At 35.8% G+C, this 20,073-nt stretch carries 15 protein-coding genes; 6 read left to right on the top strand and 9 right to left on the bottom strand.

The window, feature by feature from the left end:
• Window positions 1-10: 10 nt before the first annotated feature.
• Entirely contained in the window at window positions 11-1,048 is a 1,038-nt protein-coding gene (locus ISU00_RS08495) for an aldo/keto reductase (protein WP_228853632.1), read from the top strand.
• 174 nt (window positions 1,049-1,222) lie between these two features.
• On the top strand, window positions 1,223-3,985 hold the full coding sequence (locus ISU00_RS08490; protein ID WP_228853631.1) for a prolyl oligopeptidase family serine peptidase: 2,763 nt from the start codon (window positions 1,223-1,225) through the stop codon (window positions 3,983-3,985).
• A gap of 72 nt (window positions 3,986-4,057) precedes the next feature.
• Here the strand turns inward: ISU00_RS08490 and ISU00_RS08485 are convergent, their stop codons facing one another.
• Window positions 4,058-5,602 (bottom strand): Rne/Rng family ribonuclease, encoded by a 1,545-nt coding sequence (locus ISU00_RS08485; RefSeq protein ID WP_228853630.1) that lies wholly within the window; start codon window positions 5,600-5,602, stop codon window positions 4,058-4,060.
• Between the two features lie 316 nt (window positions 5,603-5,918).
• Window positions 5,919-6,209, bottom strand: a complete 291-nt coding sequence (locus tag ISU00_RS08480) for an HU family DNA-binding protein (protein ID WP_228853629.1) — start codon at window positions 6,207-6,209, stop codon at window positions 5,919-5,921.
• Between the two features lie 133 nt (window positions 6,210-6,342).
• On the opposite strand from ISU00_RS08480, the gene mutY reads away from it, so the two are divergent.
• From mutY to gldD, 4 genes are all read left to right on the top strand, one after another.
• On the top strand, window positions 6,343-7,383 hold the full coding sequence (gene mutY / locus ISU00_RS08475) for an A/G-specific adenine glycosylase (protein ID WP_228853628.1): 1,041 nt from the start codon (window positions 6,343-6,345) through the stop codon (window positions 7,381-7,383).
• A 156-nt stretch (window positions 7,384-7,539) separates the two neighbouring features.
• Window positions 7,540-7,983, top strand: coding sequence for a single-stranded DNA-binding protein (locus tag ISU00_RS08470; protein ID WP_228853627.1), 444 nt, complete (start codon window positions 7,540-7,542; stop codon window positions 7,981-7,983).
• A 25-nt stretch (window positions 7,984-8,008) separates the two neighbouring features.
• Entirely contained in the window at window positions 8,009-9,319 is a 1,311-nt protein-coding gene (gene gldE, locus ISU00_RS08465) for a gliding motility-associated protein GldE (protein WP_228853626.1), read from the top strand.
• The gene (gene gldD, locus ISU00_RS08460; RefSeq protein ID WP_228853625.1) at window positions 9,316-9,891 is read left to right on the top strand and encodes a gliding motility lipoprotein GldD; all 576 of its coding nucleotides are present in this window, start codon (window positions 9,316-9,318) and stop codon (window positions 9,889-9,891) included. The genes gldE and gldD overlap by 4 nt, the downstream gene beginning before the upstream one ends.
• 70 nt (window positions 9,892-9,961) lie before the next feature.
• On the opposite strand, the gene ISU00_RS08455 is transcribed toward gldD, so the two are convergent.
• The 7 genes from ISU00_RS08455 to ISU00_RS08425 all read right to left on the bottom strand — a co-directional run bounded on the left by ISU00_RS08455 (window position 9,962) and on the right by ISU00_RS08425 (window position 20,008).
• Window positions 9,962-12,706, bottom strand: a complete 2,745-nt coding sequence (locus tag ISU00_RS08455; protein WP_228853624.1) for a TonB-dependent receptor — start codon at window positions 12,704-12,706, stop codon at window positions 9,962-9,964.
• Between the two features lie 158 nt (window positions 12,707-12,864).
• On the bottom strand, window positions 12,865-14,496 hold the full coding sequence (gene pgi, locus ISU00_RS08450; protein ID WP_228853623.1) for a glucose-6-phosphate isomerase: 1,632 nt from the start codon (window positions 14,494-14,496) through the stop codon (window positions 12,865-12,867).
• A gap of 1 nt (window position 14,497) precedes the next feature.
• Window positions 14,498-15,808, bottom strand: coding sequence for a peptidoglycan DD-metalloendopeptidase family protein (locus tag ISU00_RS08445; RefSeq protein WP_228853622.1), 1,311 nt, complete (start codon window positions 15,806-15,808; stop codon window positions 14,498-14,500).
• A gap of 14 nt (window positions 15,809-15,822) precedes the next feature.
• Window positions 15,823-16,755, bottom strand: coding sequence for a tryptophan 2,3-dioxygenase family protein (locus ISU00_RS08440; RefSeq protein WP_228853621.1), 933 nt, complete (start codon window positions 16,753-16,755; stop codon window positions 15,823-15,825).
• Window positions 16,756-17,538, bottom strand: a complete 783-nt coding sequence (locus ISU00_RS08435; RefSeq protein ID WP_228853620.1) for a DUF3108 domain-containing protein — start codon at window positions 17,536-17,538, stop codon at window positions 16,756-16,758. It abuts the gene before it with no gap.
• 139 nt (window positions 17,539-17,677) lie between these two features.
• Complete coding sequence (gene hppD, locus ISU00_RS08430) at window positions 17,678-18,832, bottom strand: 4-hydroxyphenylpyruvate dioxygenase (protein ID WP_228853619.1); 1,155 nt, start codon at window positions 18,830-18,832, stop codon at window positions 17,678-17,680.
• 18 nt (window positions 18,833-18,850) lie between these two features.
• Window positions 18,851-20,008 (bottom strand): homogentisate 1,2-dioxygenase, encoded by a 1,158-nt coding sequence (locus tag ISU00_RS08425; RefSeq protein WP_228853618.1) that lies wholly within the window; start codon window positions 20,006-20,008, stop codon window positions 18,851-18,853.
• Window positions 20,009-20,073: the final 65 nt, after the last annotated feature.

The raw sequence follows: 20,073 nt of genomic DNA, 5'->3' as shown, positions 1-20,073 counted from the left end.
CCTTTTTTACATGAGATACACAAAATTGCCAAATACCGATATTGAAATTAGCAAAATCTGCTTGGGTACTATGACCTGGGGTAAACAAAATACAGAGGATGAAGCTCACGTTCAAATGGACATGGCTATTGACAAAGGCATCAATTTTTTTGATACTGCTGAATTATACCCTGTTCCTGCGGAAGCAGAAACCCAAGGTAGAACTAGTACCTATATTGGCACTTGGTTAAAAAAAACCGGAAACCGCGATAAACTAATTTTAGCCAGTAAAATTACCGGGCCCGGTGATTATACCAAGCATATTAGAACAGGTGGATTTTCAAAGCAGAATATCATTGATGCGGTTAACAGAGAATTAAAGCGCTTACAAACTGACTATATTGACCTTTTTCAACTGCATTGGCCAGAGCGGGAAACTAATACTTTCGGGACTCGAGATTATACGCATGACGAAAACGAACATTGGAATCAAAATTTTTATGCCGTTTTAGAAACATTTCAAGAATTAATTTCTGATGGCAAAGTACGTTTTGTTGGTCTATCAAATGAAAAAGCTTGGGGAACCATGAGATATTTAGAAGAGGCTAAATACAATAATTTGCCGCGACCAATTACAATTCAAAATGCTTATTCTCTAGTTAACAGAACCTTTGAAGGTGACTTGGCAGAAGTATCACATCGAGAAAATATAGGGTTATTGGCTTATTCTCCTATGGCATTCGGGATATTATCTGGTAAATATTTCAAAGGCTTAGACAAACCTAATTCTAGATTAAACCTATTTAAACGCTTTTCAAGATATAGCGACCCACAAACCATGGTGGCGGCAAAACGTTATATGGAATTAGCTGAAAAATATGGCTTATCACCTGCCCAAATGGCGTTGGCCTTTGTTACAGATAGGCCTTTTGTTACATCTAATATAATCGGCGCTACAGATTCGGCACAGTTAGAAGAGAATATTGAAAGTATCCATTTGAAACTTGGTGAAGATATACTGAAGGAGATAAATAAAATCCATTCAGAGATCCCAAATCCTGCGACTTAAGAAAGAAATTTAAATTTGGGTTGTACGATAGCTTTTTGGATAATTAATTATCGAGTCATGGATAAAGCTAAAAAAACCATAAAATTGATTCAATAATAGGGGTTAAATACATTTTTTTCGTCTCTATAGAATTGAAAAGCTATTACTATTCTTATTTCTAATCTAAACAAGTTCATGAAAAAATTTAGACTTCCAATTTTAATTGCTTCACTTTTTTTGTTGTCATCCTTAACAACGATTAATGCACAAATAGCAAAAGATGAAAAACAGAATTCCTTAGTTCCTCGCGAACATTTTGGAAAATGGGAATCCGCCAGAAATGTTCTGTTCTCTGATGATAATAACTGGGCCGGAATTAATATCTCAACTAATGATAGCGACTATACCATTCAGTTAAAACAACTTCGTACTGGAGAATTCTTAACCTTCGAAAATGCTTCATCATTAAATTTTTCACCAAACAGTAAATGGATTACCTATAGTGTTATGTTACCTGGCAAGGAGGCTAAAAAATTAAAGAAGTCTAAGAAACCTGTGCCTAATAAAATGGCATTATATAACCTTTCAACTAAGGATACAGTCTTTTTTGCAGATGTAAAAAGTAGAAGTTTCAGTGGGAATGGAGATTATTTAAGCCTATACCGGGTAAAAGACAGCCAAAACACACTTATTATAAGAACTTTAAAATCTGGAAAAGAAATTAGCTTCGGAAATGTAAAAAACTTTGCCTGGCAGCCAAAAGGAAATTTATTAGCTTTTTCAACCCATACCAAGGATAAAGAGGCTAATACAGTTCAATTGTATAATCCAGAAAACAATACACTAACCTCCCTAGATAGTGAGGCTGCAAATTATATAAGCTTAACTTGGGCAGAAGATAATGATGATCTCTTGGTAGTTAAAGAGGTCAAGGATGACAATTACGACAAGGCTACTAACACCCTACTTGTTTGGAATGATTTAAGCGGAAAAACTCCTGCTTCCCATAACTTCAATCAAGATAATTTTAAATCTTTCCATAAGGATTGGTATGTTACAACAGGCGGAATCCAAATTTCAGAAAATGGAGATCGCGTGTTTTTCAACATTTTTGATCGACATTTAAAGGCTAACAAGAAGGAATCAGATTCTACCAAAACAGATTCTGATTCAAAAGACGAATGGCACGAAGAGGCACCAGCCCTAGAAATCTGGAATAGCAAAGATGAATTGGTTATCACACAACAAAAAGTATCTACTGGAAAAGGAATTGACCAACCAAGACAAGCGGTTTGGAATATTAAAGACAATAGCTTTTATGTTTTAGTTGAAGGAAATGTAGAATCGGTATCAATTAATAAAGACAATACCAAGTTTATTGGATTAAACCAAGAACCCTATCGTTTTGAAAGCCTTTTTGGAAGACCATCCTTTGATCTTTATTTAGTAGATGCTGAAAATGGCACACAAAATTTATTGGTAAAGAATGTAGCTGCGAATTTCGATTTAAGTCCTGATGCAAATTATTTTGTGTATGTGAAGGATGATCATTTGCATCTTTTTGACATAACTAAAATGTCTAGTCGAAATCTTACAGAAGGCATTCATGCAGAATTCATTAACAACCATAACGACCACCCTGTTCCACAAAAACCTGCCTATGGCTTCGGCGGTTGGTCAGAAGATAGCAAAAGCTTTTTATTGTATTCTGAATTCGATGTTTGGCAATTCCACCCTACTAACAAAAAAATCACGAAAATCACAGATGGTAAACCTAGTAATATAATCTACAGAGTAAATTATGCAAATCCATGGGGCACCAAAGAATTTAATCCTAAGGACGGGTTGACTTTTTCAATGAGTGGCAAGCTTACTAAAGATAGTGGTTATGCTCAAGGAAAACTTGGGGGGCAAATTAAAACATTGATTTATGAGCCCGCCAGAATAAACATAGCAGGGAAATCTGAAGATGAATCTATGATGTCTTTGGTTAAAATGAGATATGATGAGTCACCATCTTTTTATGTTACTAATCAGTCTTTTGAAAATCCATCAGAAATATTTAAGATTAACACCTTTTTAAAGGATTATAAATGGGGGAAAGCCGAATTGGTTAATTATACAAATGCTTTGGGAAATGAAGCTCAAGGTATTTTGTATTACCCTGCGGACTATGTAAAGGGCAAGAAATATCCTATGATTACCTACATATACGAAACCTTGTCAGCTAACCTTAACAATTTTATTGCACCATCTGAAACGAGTTACTATAACACAACTGTTTGGTCTCAAAATGGCTATTTTGTATTTAACCCAGATATTGAATTTGAAGCGGGAAATCCTGGTGTATCATCAGCAAGAACCTTAGAGAAAGCTGTTGCTGCAGTGATCGAAAAAGGTGATGTTGATCCCAGCAAGGTAGGACTTATAGGTCACTCCTGGGGTGGTTATCAGGCTGGTTTTGTTCCTACACAAACTGATATTTTTGCAGCTTCAGTTGCTGGCGCAGGTCTAACCAATTTAATAAGTATGAATTTGGCTATCACACCAGCTTTTAGAGGAAGTCCAGAAAACAATCATTTTGAAGTGGGCCAAGAACGTATGGTGACATCTCCATGGTTAGCACCAGAAAAGTACATTGAAAATTCATCGGTTATGCAAGTTCATAAATTGAACACTCCAATTTTATTTGAGGTTGGTGACAATGATATGAATGTCAACTGGAGACAAGGAGTTGAATATTATAATGCCGCCAGAAGAGCTAACAAAGATTTCATTCTATTGGTTTATGCCAAGGAGGGACATGGTTTACGCGAACCAAAAAACCAAATCGATTATCAAAAAAGAATCCTCGAATGGTTTGATCACTACCTAAAAGGAGCCGAAGCCAAAGACTGGATCAAGGAAGGCATTCCTTATAATGAGCAAGAACGCCAATTAAAAGCTTGGGGTAAATAATACATTTCACCTCATGTATAAAACAAAAAAGCCTTTTCAACTTTCGCTGAAAAGGCTTTACTTTTTTTGATATTATTTGATCATTGTTCCATTTTTATCATAAAAATGGTATTCAAGATAGGTGTAAGCATCTCTGGGTTGAATTTTAACCCATTTTTTATGTTCAAAAAACCATTTTGAACGCACAGACGGAAATCCTTTCGTTAGAAAGGCAGCTATAAAAGGATGCGCATTTAGCGTTAACTTTTTATAGTCTTTACGGAAAAGTCCCTCTAGGTCGTGGGTGATCTTTTGCACCAATTTAATTGGCGCCTCAATTTCATCCTCTCCTATTGCATTAGGATTAACTTCTCTCGTTTTTATATTTCGCTCAGGCCTAACCCGCTGCCTTGTTATTTGAACGAGACCAAACTTGCTAGGTGGCAAAATCTTATGTTTAGCTTTATCATCTTGCATCTCTTGTCGCAGATGATTAAAAAGAGTTCTACGGTTTTCAGCCTTAGTCATATCAATAAAGTCTATAACTATAATCCCACCCATATCGCGCAGACGTAATTGTCTGGCAATTTCGGTTGCTGAGATTATATTGACTTCTAATGCCGTATCTTCCTGACTTTTTTGTTTGTTAGAACGGTTACCACTATTCACATCAATAACATGTAATGCTTCGGTATGTTCAATAACCAAATAGGCTCCTTTAGGCATAGAAACCGTCTTACCAAAAGAGGTTTTAATTTGCCGTTCAATGCCATATTTTTCAAACAAAGGAATACCGTTTTTGTAATATTTTACAATGGACTCTTTATTAGGCGCAATTTGTTGTAAATAATCTTTTATTTGTATTTGGAGTGTCTCATCGTCCACAATAATACTTGTAAATGAATCGTCAAAAATATCCCTTAAAATTGAGGATGCTTTGTTCATTTCACTTAGCACCTTGCTCGGATGATGTGCTCTAAACATTTTTTTACATGTCGCAGTCCAACGACCCAACAAATTTTGAAGATCGCGATCTAAATCTGCGACTTTCTTTCCTTCGGCCACCGTACGGATGATGACCCCGAAACCTTTAGGGGTAATGCTTTTAACTAAGCGTTTTAATCGGTCTCGCTCTTCTTTAGATTCTATTTTTTGGGATATTGAGAATCTATCTGAGAAAGGTACTAGTACCAAATACCTACCTGCTATGGATAGCTCAGAGCTAATCCTTGGTCCCTTTGTAGATATTGGTTCCTTAACAATTTGCACCAAAATAGATTGGTTCGATTTTAAGACATTCGGAATGCTGCCGTTTTTATCAATGTCTTTTTCAAAATTGAAATTTTTGAGTAAAAAGTCTGTGTGTTTACCCGTGCTTACGCGTTTTACAAATTTCAGCATAGACAGAAGCTGTGGTCCCAAATCGTGGTAATGCAAAAATGCATCCTTTTCGTAACCTACATTGACAAAGGCTGCATTGAGCCCTGGAACAATTTTGCGAACTTTGGCTAAAAATATATCGCCTACCGCAAAATTGTTGTCATCTTCGTCTTTGTGTAATTCGATTAATTTCCCATCTTTCAATAACGCAAAATCAACAATATCAGAACTGGATCTTACAATCAATTCTTTCTCCATGTTGTTAATTTACATCTCGAGCAAAAAGAGCTCTAGACTGATTATTAAAAAATTTTGTCTTTACACAGGATTTTAAAATCCAATAAATTTTAAGCTGTCTCAAGGTAGTAGAAACAGTCAATAAAATTCGATGTCAAAGAACGTTTGTAAAAACTAAAAAAGTAGTTTAAAAACTACTTTTTTAGTTTATTTGTTTTTTTTGTGACGATTAGCGCGTCTTCTCTTTTTACGCTTATGCGTTGCTACCTTGTGTCTTTTTCTTTTTTTACCACTTGGCATAGATCGATAAATTATAAAAAATTAATATTAGAGCTATTTAGTTTACCTCTACGTTACTCTTTACACTTTCTACAAAAACTTTAGCTGGTTTAAATGCAGGTATATTGTGCGCTGGTATTTTTATAGTGGTATTTTTAGAGATGTTACGCCCTGTTTTCTCAGCTCTTGTTTTGATGATAAAACTTCCAAATCCTCTCAAATAAACATTATCACCAGATTCCAATGAAGTTTTTACTTCTTCCATAAACGTTTCAACAGTTGCCTGTACATCTCCTTTTTCAATTCCTAATTTCTCAGAAATTTTAGCTACTAAATCAGCTTTTGTCATTGTTATTTCTTTTAAAGGTTACTATTAATTATAAGGGATGCAAATATAGGTAATTTAAATTCAAACATTCAAGCCTAAATAACTAAAATTTAAAGGGATAAAGGGCTATTTTTGCTCTCCTCTGAAAATTAAAATGAGTTTTAGTAAAATATTAAGAGATTGGTATTCAAAGAACAAGAGAATACTTCCTTGGAGAAAAACCAAAAACCCTTATTTTGTTTGGTTATCGGAAATTATTCTTCAACAGACTCAGGTGAAACAAGGTTTGCCTTATTACGAAAAATTCGTTGAAGAATGTCCAACAGTCTTTGATTTAGCGAATGCCTCAGAGGAACAGGTCCTGAAATCATGGCAAGGTTTGGGTTATTATTCCCGCGCACGTAACCTACATGCTACGGCTAAAATTGTGGCTGAAAAATATGGAGGCATTTTCCCAGATAACTATAGAGAGCTAATTAAATTAAAAGGCATAGGAGATTATACCGCTAGCGCCATCGCATCTATATGTTTTGAGGAGAATCAAGCTGTTGTGGATGGAAACGTTTACCGAGTTTTAAGCAGATATTATGGTATAGATTTACCTATTAATAGTACACAAGGCGTTAAGTATTTTAAAAATTTGGCGCAGGAGGTACTTGACCATAGCTCTCCAGGAGAACATAATCAGGCGGTTATGGAGTTTGGCGCTCGACATTGCACCCCAAATAATCCCAACTGCGAAACTTGCCCTTTAAATGAGTCTTGTTTTGCACTTGCAAATAACAAAGTGAAAGATCTTCCTGTCAAGATTAAAAAAACAAAAGTAAAGGATAGATATTTTAATTTTTTAGTAATTATAAATGAGTCTAGAATTGCCTTGGAACAGCGAAAAAATAAGGGGATATGGGAAAATCTTTATCAATTTCCACTTATTGAAACTAAAAAGGCAATAACCGATAAAGAATTAATAGAGATGGAAGAGTTTCAAGGTTATATTTCAGATCCTTCGGATATCTACCTATATAATGAGAAGGATGTCGTTCATAAATTATCCCATCAAAATCTTCATACCAAATTTTGGATCGTCAGTACGAGTGAAATTTTAACCGAAAAAGTAGATCTTGAAGAACTTAATAGATATCCTGTACCAGTTCTAATCAGCAAATTTTTGGAAGAGTATGAGTTAGATTACTGAGCCAACTCATCAATTTTTATTACATTTATTATTGTCTTTTATTTTGGTAATTTTGCCAACTTAAATGAATTAGAATTTTTCGATTATCTCGGACTGAAGAATGGGTAATCGATAATTTTTCAAACAAACCGTTATACAAAAAACAAAAAGAGAAAAATGTCTGGTACTTTAAACAAGGTTATGTTAATAGGCCATTTGGGCGATGATGTTAAAGTGCATTATTTTGAAGGAGGAGGTTGTGTTGGCCGCTTCCCATTAGCTACTAATGAGACCTATACAAATAGGCAAACCAACGAAAAAATAACAAATACGGAATGGCACAATATTGTTGTGCGAAATAAAGCCGCAGAAATTTGCGAAAAATACCTTAGCAAAGGAGATAGAATTTACGTAGAAGGCAGAATAAAGACTCGTAAATGGCAGGACGATCAAGGAAACGACCGATATTCTACCGAGATAGTTTGTACGGACTTCACATTCCTTACTGCAAAGAACGAGGAGACCTCAGCGATGTCGAACCCATCTCAACCCAACTTGGCAAGTTCCTCAAAAACTGTCAACGAACCAATAATGGATGAAGATGATGATCTTCCATTTTAATTATGTATAACCAAAAAAATAACGATTGGATCCTGAACCCCCGAGTTATTTAATTTCTTTTTTAGCCATTGAAGGCGCCTTACTAACCGGACTTATTTTATTATTGGTGTTATTACTTTGTTCCGCGCTTATTTCTGGAGCAGAGGTAGCATTCTTTTCCCTTACAAGGTCAGATTTGGATGAGGGTATGGAAACAAAGCCCTCAACTTATAATCACATTACGCTATTGCTGGATAAACCCAAAAAATTGTTGGCAACAATACTAGTGGCAAACAATTTTATCAATATCGCAATAGTGTTATTGTTTGCCTATTTGAGCGAATCTTTCTTTAATAGTATAACAATAGCTTGGCTAAAGTTTATTTTAGAAGTGGTCTTAGTAACCTTTCTAATTTTGCTTTTTGGGGAAATTATTCCGAAAATTTATGCGAATCGAAATAGGAGGAAATTTGCTGAATTCATGGCAGTACCAGTGCGAATTCTAGATGTTGTTTTCTCTCCTCTAAGTTTGCCAATGCGCCGCTTTACGATATCAATTCAAAAAAAACTAGGAAAGCAAAAAAGCAACCTCAGCGTTGATCAGTTGTCACATGCCTTAGAGTTAACCTCCGACAAGGAAACTAGCCAAGAAGAACATAAAATTTTACAAGGTATTGTATCCTTTGGCAATACGGATGTCCGACAAATAATGCGTCCTCGTATGGACGTTTTTGCCATAAATGTTGAGCAAAAGTATTTGGAAATTATACCAGAAATAATTGAAAATGGCTATTCTAGGATACCCGTTTTCAGGGAGAGCATAGATACTATTGTTGGTATTCTTTATGCCAAAGACCTTCTGCCCTTTTTAGACCGAAAGCAATTTGATTGGACAGCACTTATCCGTGACCCATTTTTTGTTCCAGAAAACAAAAAGCTCGATGATTTAATGCTTGAATTCCAATCCAAAAAAGTACACTTAGCAGTCGTGGTGGACGAGTATGGCGGTACTTCTGGTTTAGTATCACTTGAAGATGTTATTGAAGAAATTGTAGGGGACATAAGTGATGAGTTCGATGATGATGATCTTATTTATACTAAAATAGATGATTACAATTACACCTTTGAAGGAAAAACTCCTTTAAAAGATTTCTATAAAATTCTGAGCCTTCCTGACGAAGATGAATTTGAGAATCACAAGGGTGAGGCAGAAACAGTTGCTGGGTTTGTACTAGAAATTTCAGGTATTTTCCCTAGATTGAACAGCAAAATAAATTTTAAGAACTACGTTTTTACTATTGAAGCATTAGACAAAAAACGCATCAAACAAGTAAAGTTTACGATATTGAACCCATGAAATTAGTTTCTATAGTTATAGCTACAGCATGTCTATTGGTAAGCTGCGGGGATGAACCGTTGCCTAAGCCCAAGGCAGAATTAAGATTAGATTATCCTAAACCAGCATATCACCAAACAGATATCGCAGCCTTACCATTTACTTTTGAGAAAAACGATTTCGCTAAACCAATTTCGAAAATAAAATATGATCCTAACACTGGTACTATTGGTGTTGATGTGGAGTATCCTTCAATGAAAGGTACAATTTATTTAACCTATAAACCCGTAGATGGAAACTTAACTAATTTGTTGAGAGATGCCCAAGAACTAACCCAAAAACACGTTAGTAAAGCTGATGAAATAGCTGAACAAGTGTATCAAAGCCCTGAAAAAAAGTCGTTTGGAATGTTCTATGAGGTTGGTGGGAATGCAGCATCCCAATCTCAATTTTACCTTACTGATAGCATAAACCATTTTTTAAATGGCTCGCTCTATTTTTATGCAAAACCAAATTTCGATTCCCTTTACCCTGCAGCTGTTTATCTTAAAAATGATATACGGCATATCATGGAAACCCTAGAATGGAAATAAAAAACTCATTATAAAAAAACCCGGCGATTGCCGGGTTTTTATTTTGTTTCTTAACTTATTTGTTTTCTAATTAGAAATTGAACCTGGCTGAAATGTTCCAAGTTCTTCCGAATCCAAACCAAACATAGTTAGTCTCATCTATACCTTTATAGGTTTGAGATGAACTTGTTGTATGAATATTAGAGTTTGACTCTGCGATATATTCAGTATCGAAGACGTTGTTGATATTTGCTCTTAAATATAGGGTAGTATCTCCCCATAAATCAAACCCATAACCTACACCAGCATCAAATAAACTGTAAGAAGGTAATTCTATGGCACCTGGATTATCTTCATCCAAGAATATACTATCATCTGGATTAAAATCTGCATAAAGATTTGCAGCATGTCTCCAATTGGCATTTACTCTGAAACGCTCAAAAATTTCCCAATCGACACCAAGGTTAGAGGTAAATTGAGCAGCATCACCAACTTTTACATCCTTAAGATATAACGTAGATGTACCTATTAATGATTGGTTATCATCAAATACACTGGCTTCAACGTCATCTGTATATCTCCAGTTACCAATTGATAACATACCATCAATTCTTAAATTAGATAAAGGTCTATAGTTTAAATCTAATTCTATCCCTTGATGCAATTGTTTAACGCCCTGAAAATTAGCAGTTCCGTCAACACCACCTCCTAAATCGATACCTCTTGAAATAAATCTATCTTTCCAAGAAGTTGAGTAAAGGTTAAGGTTTGCAGATAAGTTACTTCCCCTGAAACCATAACCTAATTCAAAAGAAAAGATTTTTTCATTAACCAAATCCTCATTAACAATATTTGCAAAATTTGGGAATACTGCATCGAAGATTGGCTGTTTTGAAATAACACCTATATTAAAGAAAACATTGTGGTAGTCATTAATGTTATAATTAGCTCCACCTTTTACATAACCACCTGTGATCGATTCTTTATCACTCTCTACGTTATTTGGTTGGTCGAAGTAATCAATTCTTTGGTAAGTTTGGTTAGAAAGACCAGCTTGAAGTACCGCTGATAAGGTTTCCTCGTTGTTATATTCAACTATACCATTAAAACCGAACCAATTAACTTTTCCTAAGTTGTAATAGTCGATTTTATCACCTGCGATTCCTGTATCTTTAAAAGGAGAAGCAGCAGTTGTTTCTGTTAAGATAACACCATTAACTAAATTTCTATTTCCGGTACTATAATAGCCGTCTAATCCCATTAAATCATTCAAGACACGATAATGATAACCAGTGTAGGTTCTTAAGTCAATACCACCTCCTAAAGTCCAGAAACCTGATTCATATTTCAAATTTGAAATAGCACCATACCAGTTATGTGAATTCATTGAAGCTCTTCTTATAAGGATAGCCCTGTTGACCTCATCTTCTCTAAAACCATTAGATCCAATTAACAATCCCTCATAATTACTGTTTGGCCCAGTATAAGGATTTGTAGTTGCACGGTTAACAGCCATAACATTGTCAAAATCGATTGAGTAATCATCGTTTCTAGAAGCCATACCATTCCCTCCTGCAACATGATCTGTAAAATCTCTATTGAATGGAAATAAATCTATATCAGAATTACGGAAGTTATTTCCTCTAGCTCCAGTTCCACCTCCACGACCCCAAGAGCCATAGAATGAAGAGGATAATGAAAGTTTATCATTTATATTCCAATCCCAGTTTAATGTTCCAATTGGTTTATTGTAGAAGTTTCTTCTAATACTATATTCTTCTCCATTTTTATAACCCCAGTCAGCATTGAATTTTCTGAAGTCATCACCACCGAAATTAAAATGGTCACGAATAGACAACCAAGTACTTCTTTGATGGTGCCATTGACCAGCACCAGTAAAAGTGAAGTTGAAAGCGTGAGTTTCAGATGGCTTATATCCTAAAGAAAATAAATAGGTATACCCTTCACCTTTAGTACCATCAACATAACCATCACCATTCCAATGACCAAGTAGGACACTAGAAGCCCAACCTTTTTCATTAGTACCAGTATTATAACCAACAACTTTCTTTAAGTATCCATCGTTACCAGCAGTAAATGCTCCAAATCCTCCTTGAGATTTCTCAGTAGTTTTAGTTACTACTGTTATTGTACCACCGACAGAAGGCACAGCTAATTTTGACGCCCCTAGACCTCTTTGAATTTGAATTCCAGAAGCAATATCAGATAGACCAGCCCAGTTAGACCAATAAACCCAACCATTTTCCATATCGTTAACCGGCTGACCATTAATAACAATCGCAAGGTTTCTTTGATCGAATCCACGAACGTTAATTCTAGAATCACCGTAACCACCACCATCTTTTGTCGCATAAACAGAAGGAGTAGTATTCATAATTTCAGGAAATTCCATATTCCCAACCTTGTTCTGGATTTCGGATGCCCTAATTGTGGAAACTGCAACTGGAGTTTCTCTTTCTCTTGCTAAGTCGATTACCCCTACACCAGTAACAACAACTTCATCTAATGCGTTACCTGGAGTAATTGTAATACTTCCGAAGTTAGTGTCGCCATTAAAATTTAAAGTAACCGATGTGTAACCCACATAAGAAATTACAATCTGACCACTTGTAGCGGTTGTAGTTAAGGTAAAGTTACCATCGAAATCAGAAGTTGTACCATTCGAAGTACCTTTTTCAATAATATTCGCACCAGGAAGTGGTGCATTCATGTCTGCATCCATAATGGTTCCCGAAAGGGTGCTTTGCCCTAGCGCAACGGAAGTAATTAAGAAAACTGCAGTAATAAAAACAAATTGAGTTAGTTTTTTAATCATGAGTCTAAGAATTAGTTTTTTGAATTGCCGCAAAATTACAGTTATTCACCGACTTAACATTAACATAAAGTTAAGAATTATGCCTGCATAGTAAAGTTTACAAAATCCTTAAAACAATGACTTTATAACAATAATTATTGAAGAAAATAGGGGCTTTTTTACGAATTTATGTAAGATTTTAACAGTTGAGAAGTGGAGGGGTCATGACTTTTAAGAATTTTACCTGCCTCGAACTCCTCTAATATACTACCCGCCAACTGTTTACCGAGTTCAACCCCGAACTGATCATAACTGAAAATATTCCAAATAACCCCCTCAACGAATATCTTGTGTTCATACATCGCGATTAGCTTACCTAGACTTTTTGGTGTTAACTGGTCTATTAAATAAGTGGTCGTTGGTCGATTCCCTGAAAAGATTTTATATGGAAGTATACGATCAGCATCCTTTTTCCCTGTCATTTCTGATGACACCTCATCACTATTCTTTCCTTTTAAAAGCGCTTCTGTCTGGGCAAAGAAGTTAGACATCAATTTATCGTGATGGTCTTTATTACCATGAAGTGAGTACTTAAAACCTATGAAATCTGCAGGTATTAGTTTAGTACCCTGATGTATTAATTGAAAAAACGCGTGTTGTGAATTGGAACCTGGTTCACCCCAAATTATGGTTCCCGACTGGTAGGTTAATGGATTTCCAGCCCTATCTACACCCTTACCGTTACTTTCCATAATACCTTGTTGCAAATAGGTAGCAAACTGACTCAGGTATTGAGAATACGGAATTACCGCCTGAGATTCGGCACCAAAAAAGTTATTATACCAAACACTTAATAAGGCTGCCAAAACAGGAATGTTTTTGTCAAATGAAGCGTCTTTAAAATGCTCGTCCATTTCCCTAGCACCCTCAAGTAGTTGATCAAAATTTTCATAACCTACACTCAAGCTTATGGATAAACCTACTGCACTCCAAAGAGAAAAGCGACCACCAACCCAATCCCACATAGGAAAGATATTGTCTTCAGCAATTCCAAACTCCTTCACCTTAGCAATATTGGTAGAGACTGCAACGAAATGCTTAGCAACATCTTCTTGGGAAGCACTTTTTAAAAACCACGAACGAATAGTTGAGGCATTTGAAATAGTTTCCTGGGTTGTAAAGGTCTTGGAAACAATTACAAATAAGGTGGTTTCTGGGTTAAGCTTTTTAAGAATTTCCGATACATGATCTCCGTCAACATTACTTACAAAATAAGTTTTTAAATGATTTTGATAATACGAGAGTGAGTCAACTACCATAGCTGGACCAAGATCAGAGCCACCTATACCAATATTCACGATAGTGTCAATTGGTTTGCCGGAAAACCCTTTATGAGCCCCATTAATAATTGATTCAGAAAAACTATTAATTTTTTCTTTTACCGCCTGTATTTCAGGTATAACATCTAATCCATCCACATAAACTTGGGCATCTTCCGCTGCACGTAAAGCGGTATGTAACACAGCCCTACCTTCAGTTTCGTTAATAATGTCACCTCCAAAATACTTATCGATTGCATCTTTCAAATCCAATTCTTGGGCTAACTCCAACAACAATTGCCAAGTAGTATCATTTACGCGGTTTTTGGAAAAATCAACTAGGAAATCATTCCAATTTACAGTCATTTTAGTTGCACGCTCAGTATCATCCTCAAACCAAGACATTATGTGAGTATCTTTAATTTTATAATAATGATCTTTAAGCTTTTGCCAAGCGGCTGTTGAAACTGGACTAATATTTTTTAATGACATCTTAATCTATTTGAGAAATTAGATCGTCCTCTGGTTCGAGCATATCCTCCAAACTTTGAACATGCATTACATCCAACTGAGTTTTTATTGGCTCAATAAAGTCTAAAAATTTTGCTTTTAAATCTTCTTTAATAGGTTCAGCCTCCGGCAATTTTTCCCTGAAAGGATCAACTTGAGATCCATTCTTCCAAAATCGATAACAAACATGTGGGCCTCCAGTATTCCCTGTCATACCTATCCAACCAATAATATCTCCTTGCTTAACAAATTGCCCCTTTCTAACATTTTGGGCCTTCATATGAAGATATTGGGTTGAGTAAGTCGCATTGTGCTTAATTTTCACATACTTTCCATTACCTCCACGTTGGGTCGATTCAACGACAGTACCATTGGCGGTTGCCATAATAGGAGTACCAATTGGAGCGGCGAAATCTGTTCCTTTATGTGGCCTCAGTTTATAACCATAGTAAGCAATCCTTCGCTTTAAATTGTATCTTGAAGAAATTCTATATTGAAGGGCAATAGGAGATTTCAAAAATGCTCTCCTCAAATTTTTCGCATTTTCGTCAAAATAATCAACTATACCTTTTATGCTGTCCGTCTGGAACCTAAATGCATAAATTGGTTTTGTGTTATGCTCAAAATAAGCAGCCTTAACATCATAAACTCCACCATAAATAGTATCATCTATGTATTTATCCCTGTAAATTACCTTGAACTTATCACCTTCTTGTAGACGGGTGAAATCTATTGTCCAAGCATAGATATAATCTGCCAATTTATAGGCTAGCATGGGACTTACGCCACGATCGACCATTTCTTGAGTGATGTTACTATTCTTTCTTATTATACCAGAAAGTTCCTTTTCAACATAGGTAATGGGCTTCCTGCTTTTATATGCATATAAGGAATCTTTTAAACCAATAACCACAAATTCTTCCGCATTGGGCTGATATATAAAACATTCTGGAGTATTTATAGAGTCTTTTGAACATAGCAGAGTATAAGGTTTCCCTATTTGAAGTTTTCTAGTATCAAAGGAATCTTTTGTTTTTTCGACTATATTATAGATGTCCGGGTAGCCTATTTGGTTTTTCTGTAAAATTAATCCGAAGCTATCACCCTTACGAATTGTATCTCGTTTTACCACATAATCGTTTAAATTGAAACCAAATTCCTTAATCTCTTTCGGCTCAACGTAACTTTGAAGCGGCTCCTCATCTGCTGGTGAATGTTCGGTAATTTTATCGTTTTTACAAGACATCATTGCCGCTGCTAATAACACGATCAATAATCCAATTTTAATATGCATTAATCAATTAATTATTAAATGTTCTGTCCCCAGTTTTTTAACTCTTTGTCGGTCCAAAGTTGAGGAAAAAATATCCTTCTCTGAAATTTAGGATGCATATATTTTTTCCAATTGCTCCCACCGGTAGCTTCACCATCCCCTAAACCACTTTCTATATAATGAATAGCAGTATTATAATGTGCCATTACCCATGTTACATTAACCGTATAATCGTAATGCCTCATTGCATTCACCAAATCTTGATCTTCACGGTCCTTCTTAGGTAATTCCTTAAAACGCGTCCAAAGGTTTTTGGTATTATAAGTTTCCATAAACTTTATGAACTCGTCTTTATACCTTCTTTCAAAATTACGCAAAAGTGTGGATTTTTTGCCTGTCTTATAATCTTTGCCCGCGGCCTGCCAATACAAATGCTCGAATGCATGGGTAAATGGTGTGTTTCTATTTATGGTTTCTCTGAATCGGTCATCTATAAGATTTATCAATTCAGTAGAGGCAAATTCTATTAAACGATATTGAGCACTCTGAAAACCACTTGCCGGGGTTAGTGTATATCTAAACTTCATATACTGTTCTACATCCATACCTTCGCGCATAATATTGAAGCTGGTAGTAAGCATATCAAAATAGCGACTTATACGCATCAATTTCCCTTCAAAAAATACAGCATCCAAATCTTCTTTCTCGGCCACTTGCTTAATTTCCCACAAAATCATCTTAAACAAAAGTTCGTTGATTTGGTGGTAAGCAATAAAGACCATTTCATCTGGTAAGGTGGTTCTTTGTATTTGCAAACTTAAAAGTGCATCAGTGTGAATATAATCCCAGTATGTAATGGGTTTACTGTACAAAAGGCCATTAAGATGATCATCTGTATCCTGATCTATGGCCTTGTATTTTGCTTCAAGAGACTTTAAAATGTCTTCGTAATCTGGCTGGTTAACCATTTAGTTTTGAAACTCTATTTTGAATTGATGTTTTAACCCTTTAAATGCCTCTAGTTCAGCTTGTAATGAGCCAACAGCTAAGTCAGCCCTTACCATTAACGGCATTTTGTTCTCATCTTCACTGACCCACATGGTTAAGCTTTCTTGTTCTTTAAAAACCCTACCTGCCATCACATAAGGACGAAATTTCATGGTTCGAACTTTACCGAATTTGGTTTCTAATAATTCTCTGCCTAGAAACTTTAGTTTGAAATTGTAATTTTCCTCATCAAAGAACATATTCAAACTAACCATATCCCCTTCCCTTAAATTTTTGGTATCGTAATTATTGCGAAGGTAATAAAAAGCAGAGACCATATCCTGTACATCTTTTTCGGTTGGATAAGATTTCAAGGTTTTATGCTTTTTGTTCTCCACCTGGGCAATCCGTCTTTGGTGATCAAATTCTATTTCAATATCCTTTGTATGTCCGCCCTCATCAATTTTCCGAATGAAACGGGTTGGAAGATTGGTCTCTCTATCAATATAGGTTTCGTACCTGTCATCTACTTTGAAAAACCAGCGAATGGCACCAGTGGTCCATCCCTTTCCGACCACGTGGTAGACCGGCCTCCCCTTATACATTTTTTCATTTACGCTAAGAGTAGCATTGCCCGCTTTCAAGAATCCACTATAACTCATTTTGAATTTAAACCATTCACCATCCTGAAAAGCAGATGTATTCTGCGAGAAGGAAATTGCAGTTATAAACAGTAGGAAAAATAGAAAATAAACTTGCTTCATGATTTTAGGACTTACATGCAATTTCAACAGAAACTGCAATATGCAGTGCTTTAAATACAATTTCCATTCCAAAAGTATTAAAACAAAAAACACCAACAAATTATTGTGGTGCTTTTTAGAATGGCTTAACAGTTTGATTTTAAAGGGTTCCCCGCTTTTCTTGTTCTCTCTCAATAGATTCAAAAAGTGCTTTAAAATTGCCAGCTCCAAAACCTTTAGCACCCATTCGTTGTATTATTTCGAAAAACATTGTCGGCCGATCTTGCACGGGTTTTGTAAAAATTTGAAGCAAATAACCCTCTTCATCTGCATCAACAAGTATTGAGTGTTTTTGCAGATCCCTTATATTTTCCTTCATAATTTCCATGTGCTTTCCTAAACGCCTTGGTATATCCTCATAGTAGGCGGTTGGTGGAGGAGGTAAAAATTCAACTCCCCTAGCTTTTAATTCAGAAACAGTGTGAATTATATTATCGGTTGCGACAGCCAAATGTTGTACCCCTGGTCCTTCATAAAATTCTAAGTATTCTTCAATTTGTGATTTCTTTTTTCCTTCAGCAGGCTCATTTATTGGGAATTTTATTCGTCCATTCCCGTTGCTCATTACCTTACTCATTAGAGCAGAATATTCAGTATGAATTTGCTTGTCATCAAAAGATAGGAAATTCACAAATCCCATTACTTTCTCATACCATTCCACCCAAGTATCCATTTCACCCCAGCCAACGTTACCAACCATATGGTCGATATACTTTAAGCCTACGGAAGAAGGGTTATAATCAGATTGCCATTTTTGATATCCCGGCAAAAAGATGCCGTGATAATTTTTGCGCTCCACAAATAAATGCACGGTCTCACCATAGGCATAAATACCTGAACGAACCACCTCACCATTCTCATCTTTATCGACTTTTGGCTCCATAAATGGTTTGGCTCCACGCCTTACGGTTTCCTCAAACGACTTTCTTGCATCTTCAACCCAAAGAGCAATTACTTTTACCCCGTCGCCATGTTTAACGATATGATTATTTATAGGTGAATCACTTTTTAAGGGTGAGGTCAATACCAATCGAATTTTGTCTTGCTTCAATACATAGCTAACTTCTGTTTTAGACCCTGTCTCCAAGCCTTTATAGGCATAAGACTGAAAACCAAATGCTGTTTTGTAATAATGTGCCGATTGCTTGGCATTCCCCACATATAATTCAACATAATCAGTGCCTAATAGAGGAAGAAAATCCTCAGCACCTTCAAATATTTTTTCTAATCCGTAATCAACTGATTTAACTGACATAGTTTTAATTTTAAAAAGTTATTCTAGCCAAGATTGGTAGTAAGTACCATCAGCTATTTCCATACCCTCTTCTGTAATTTTCAAAGGTTTAAATGTATCGACCATTACGGCCAATTCTTCTGTTTTTGATTTTCCAATACTTCTTTCTGTCGACCCCGGGTGTGGCCCATGAGGTATCCCCGCTGGGTGTAGTGAAATCTGACCAGGTTCAATATCATTTCTACTCATAAAATCACCATCAACATAATACAACACCTCATCACTGTCAATATTACTATGGTTATATGGCGCTGGGATGCTTTTTGGATGGTAATCGTATAACCTCGGTACAAAACTGCACACCACAAAGGCATCGGTTTCAAAAGTTTGATGGACTGGTGGTGGCTGATGGATACGACCGGTTATAGGTTCAAAATCATGGATGGATAATGCATAGGGGTAGTTATAACCATCATACCCAACTACATCAAAAGGATGTGAAGCATAAACAACATCAAAGAGTGTATCTTGTTTTTTAATCTTTATTGTAAATTCACCCTTTTCATCATGAGTTTCTAGTATAGAGGGTTTACGTATATCCCGTTCGCAGTACGGAGCGTGTTCCAACAATTGACCAAACCAATTTCTGTAGCGCTTTGGCGTATAAATAGGTCGATAGGATTCTACAATAAACAGTCGATTATCATCTGTGTTAAATTTCATTTTATAAATCATTCCCCTTGGCACAACCAGATAATCACCATACTTAAAATCGATATTTCCCAAATGGGTCCTCAGAGTTCCAGATCCTTTATGGATAAATATCAATTCATCAGCATCGGCGTTTTTATAAAAGTAATCTTCCAACGAATCGGTAGGTGCTGCCAGAATAATTCGACAATCAGAATTTGCCAAAACCGTTTTTCGGCTCTGTAAATAATCTGCTTCAGGCTTTATTTCAAAACCTTTAAACTTAAAAGATTGAATGTGGTTTGCCTTAGCAATCTTAGGCGCCATATCTAATTCCGAAGCAATCTCCTTTACCATTGTAGGACGATAGAGATGATAACTATTAGAGTACATACCATCGAATCCAATGGTTCCAAACAATTGCTCAGAATACAGGGAACCATCTGGTTTTCTAAATTGAGTGTGTCGCTTATGTGGTATGTCACCTAATTTGTGATAAATGGGCATAATTTTAAGTTTGAAATGAGTTTGTATGAAGAATTTGTATTGGTTAATACCCAATAACCTATTCT

The organism is Aegicerativicinus sediminis (assembly GCF_015476115.1).
In the GTDB taxonomy this organism is placed as follows: Bacteria; Bacteroidota; Bacteroidia; order Flavobacteriales; family Flavobacteriaceae; genus Aegicerativicinus; species Aegicerativicinus sediminis.
This window is presented reverse-complemented; position numbering and strand designations above follow the sequence as displayed.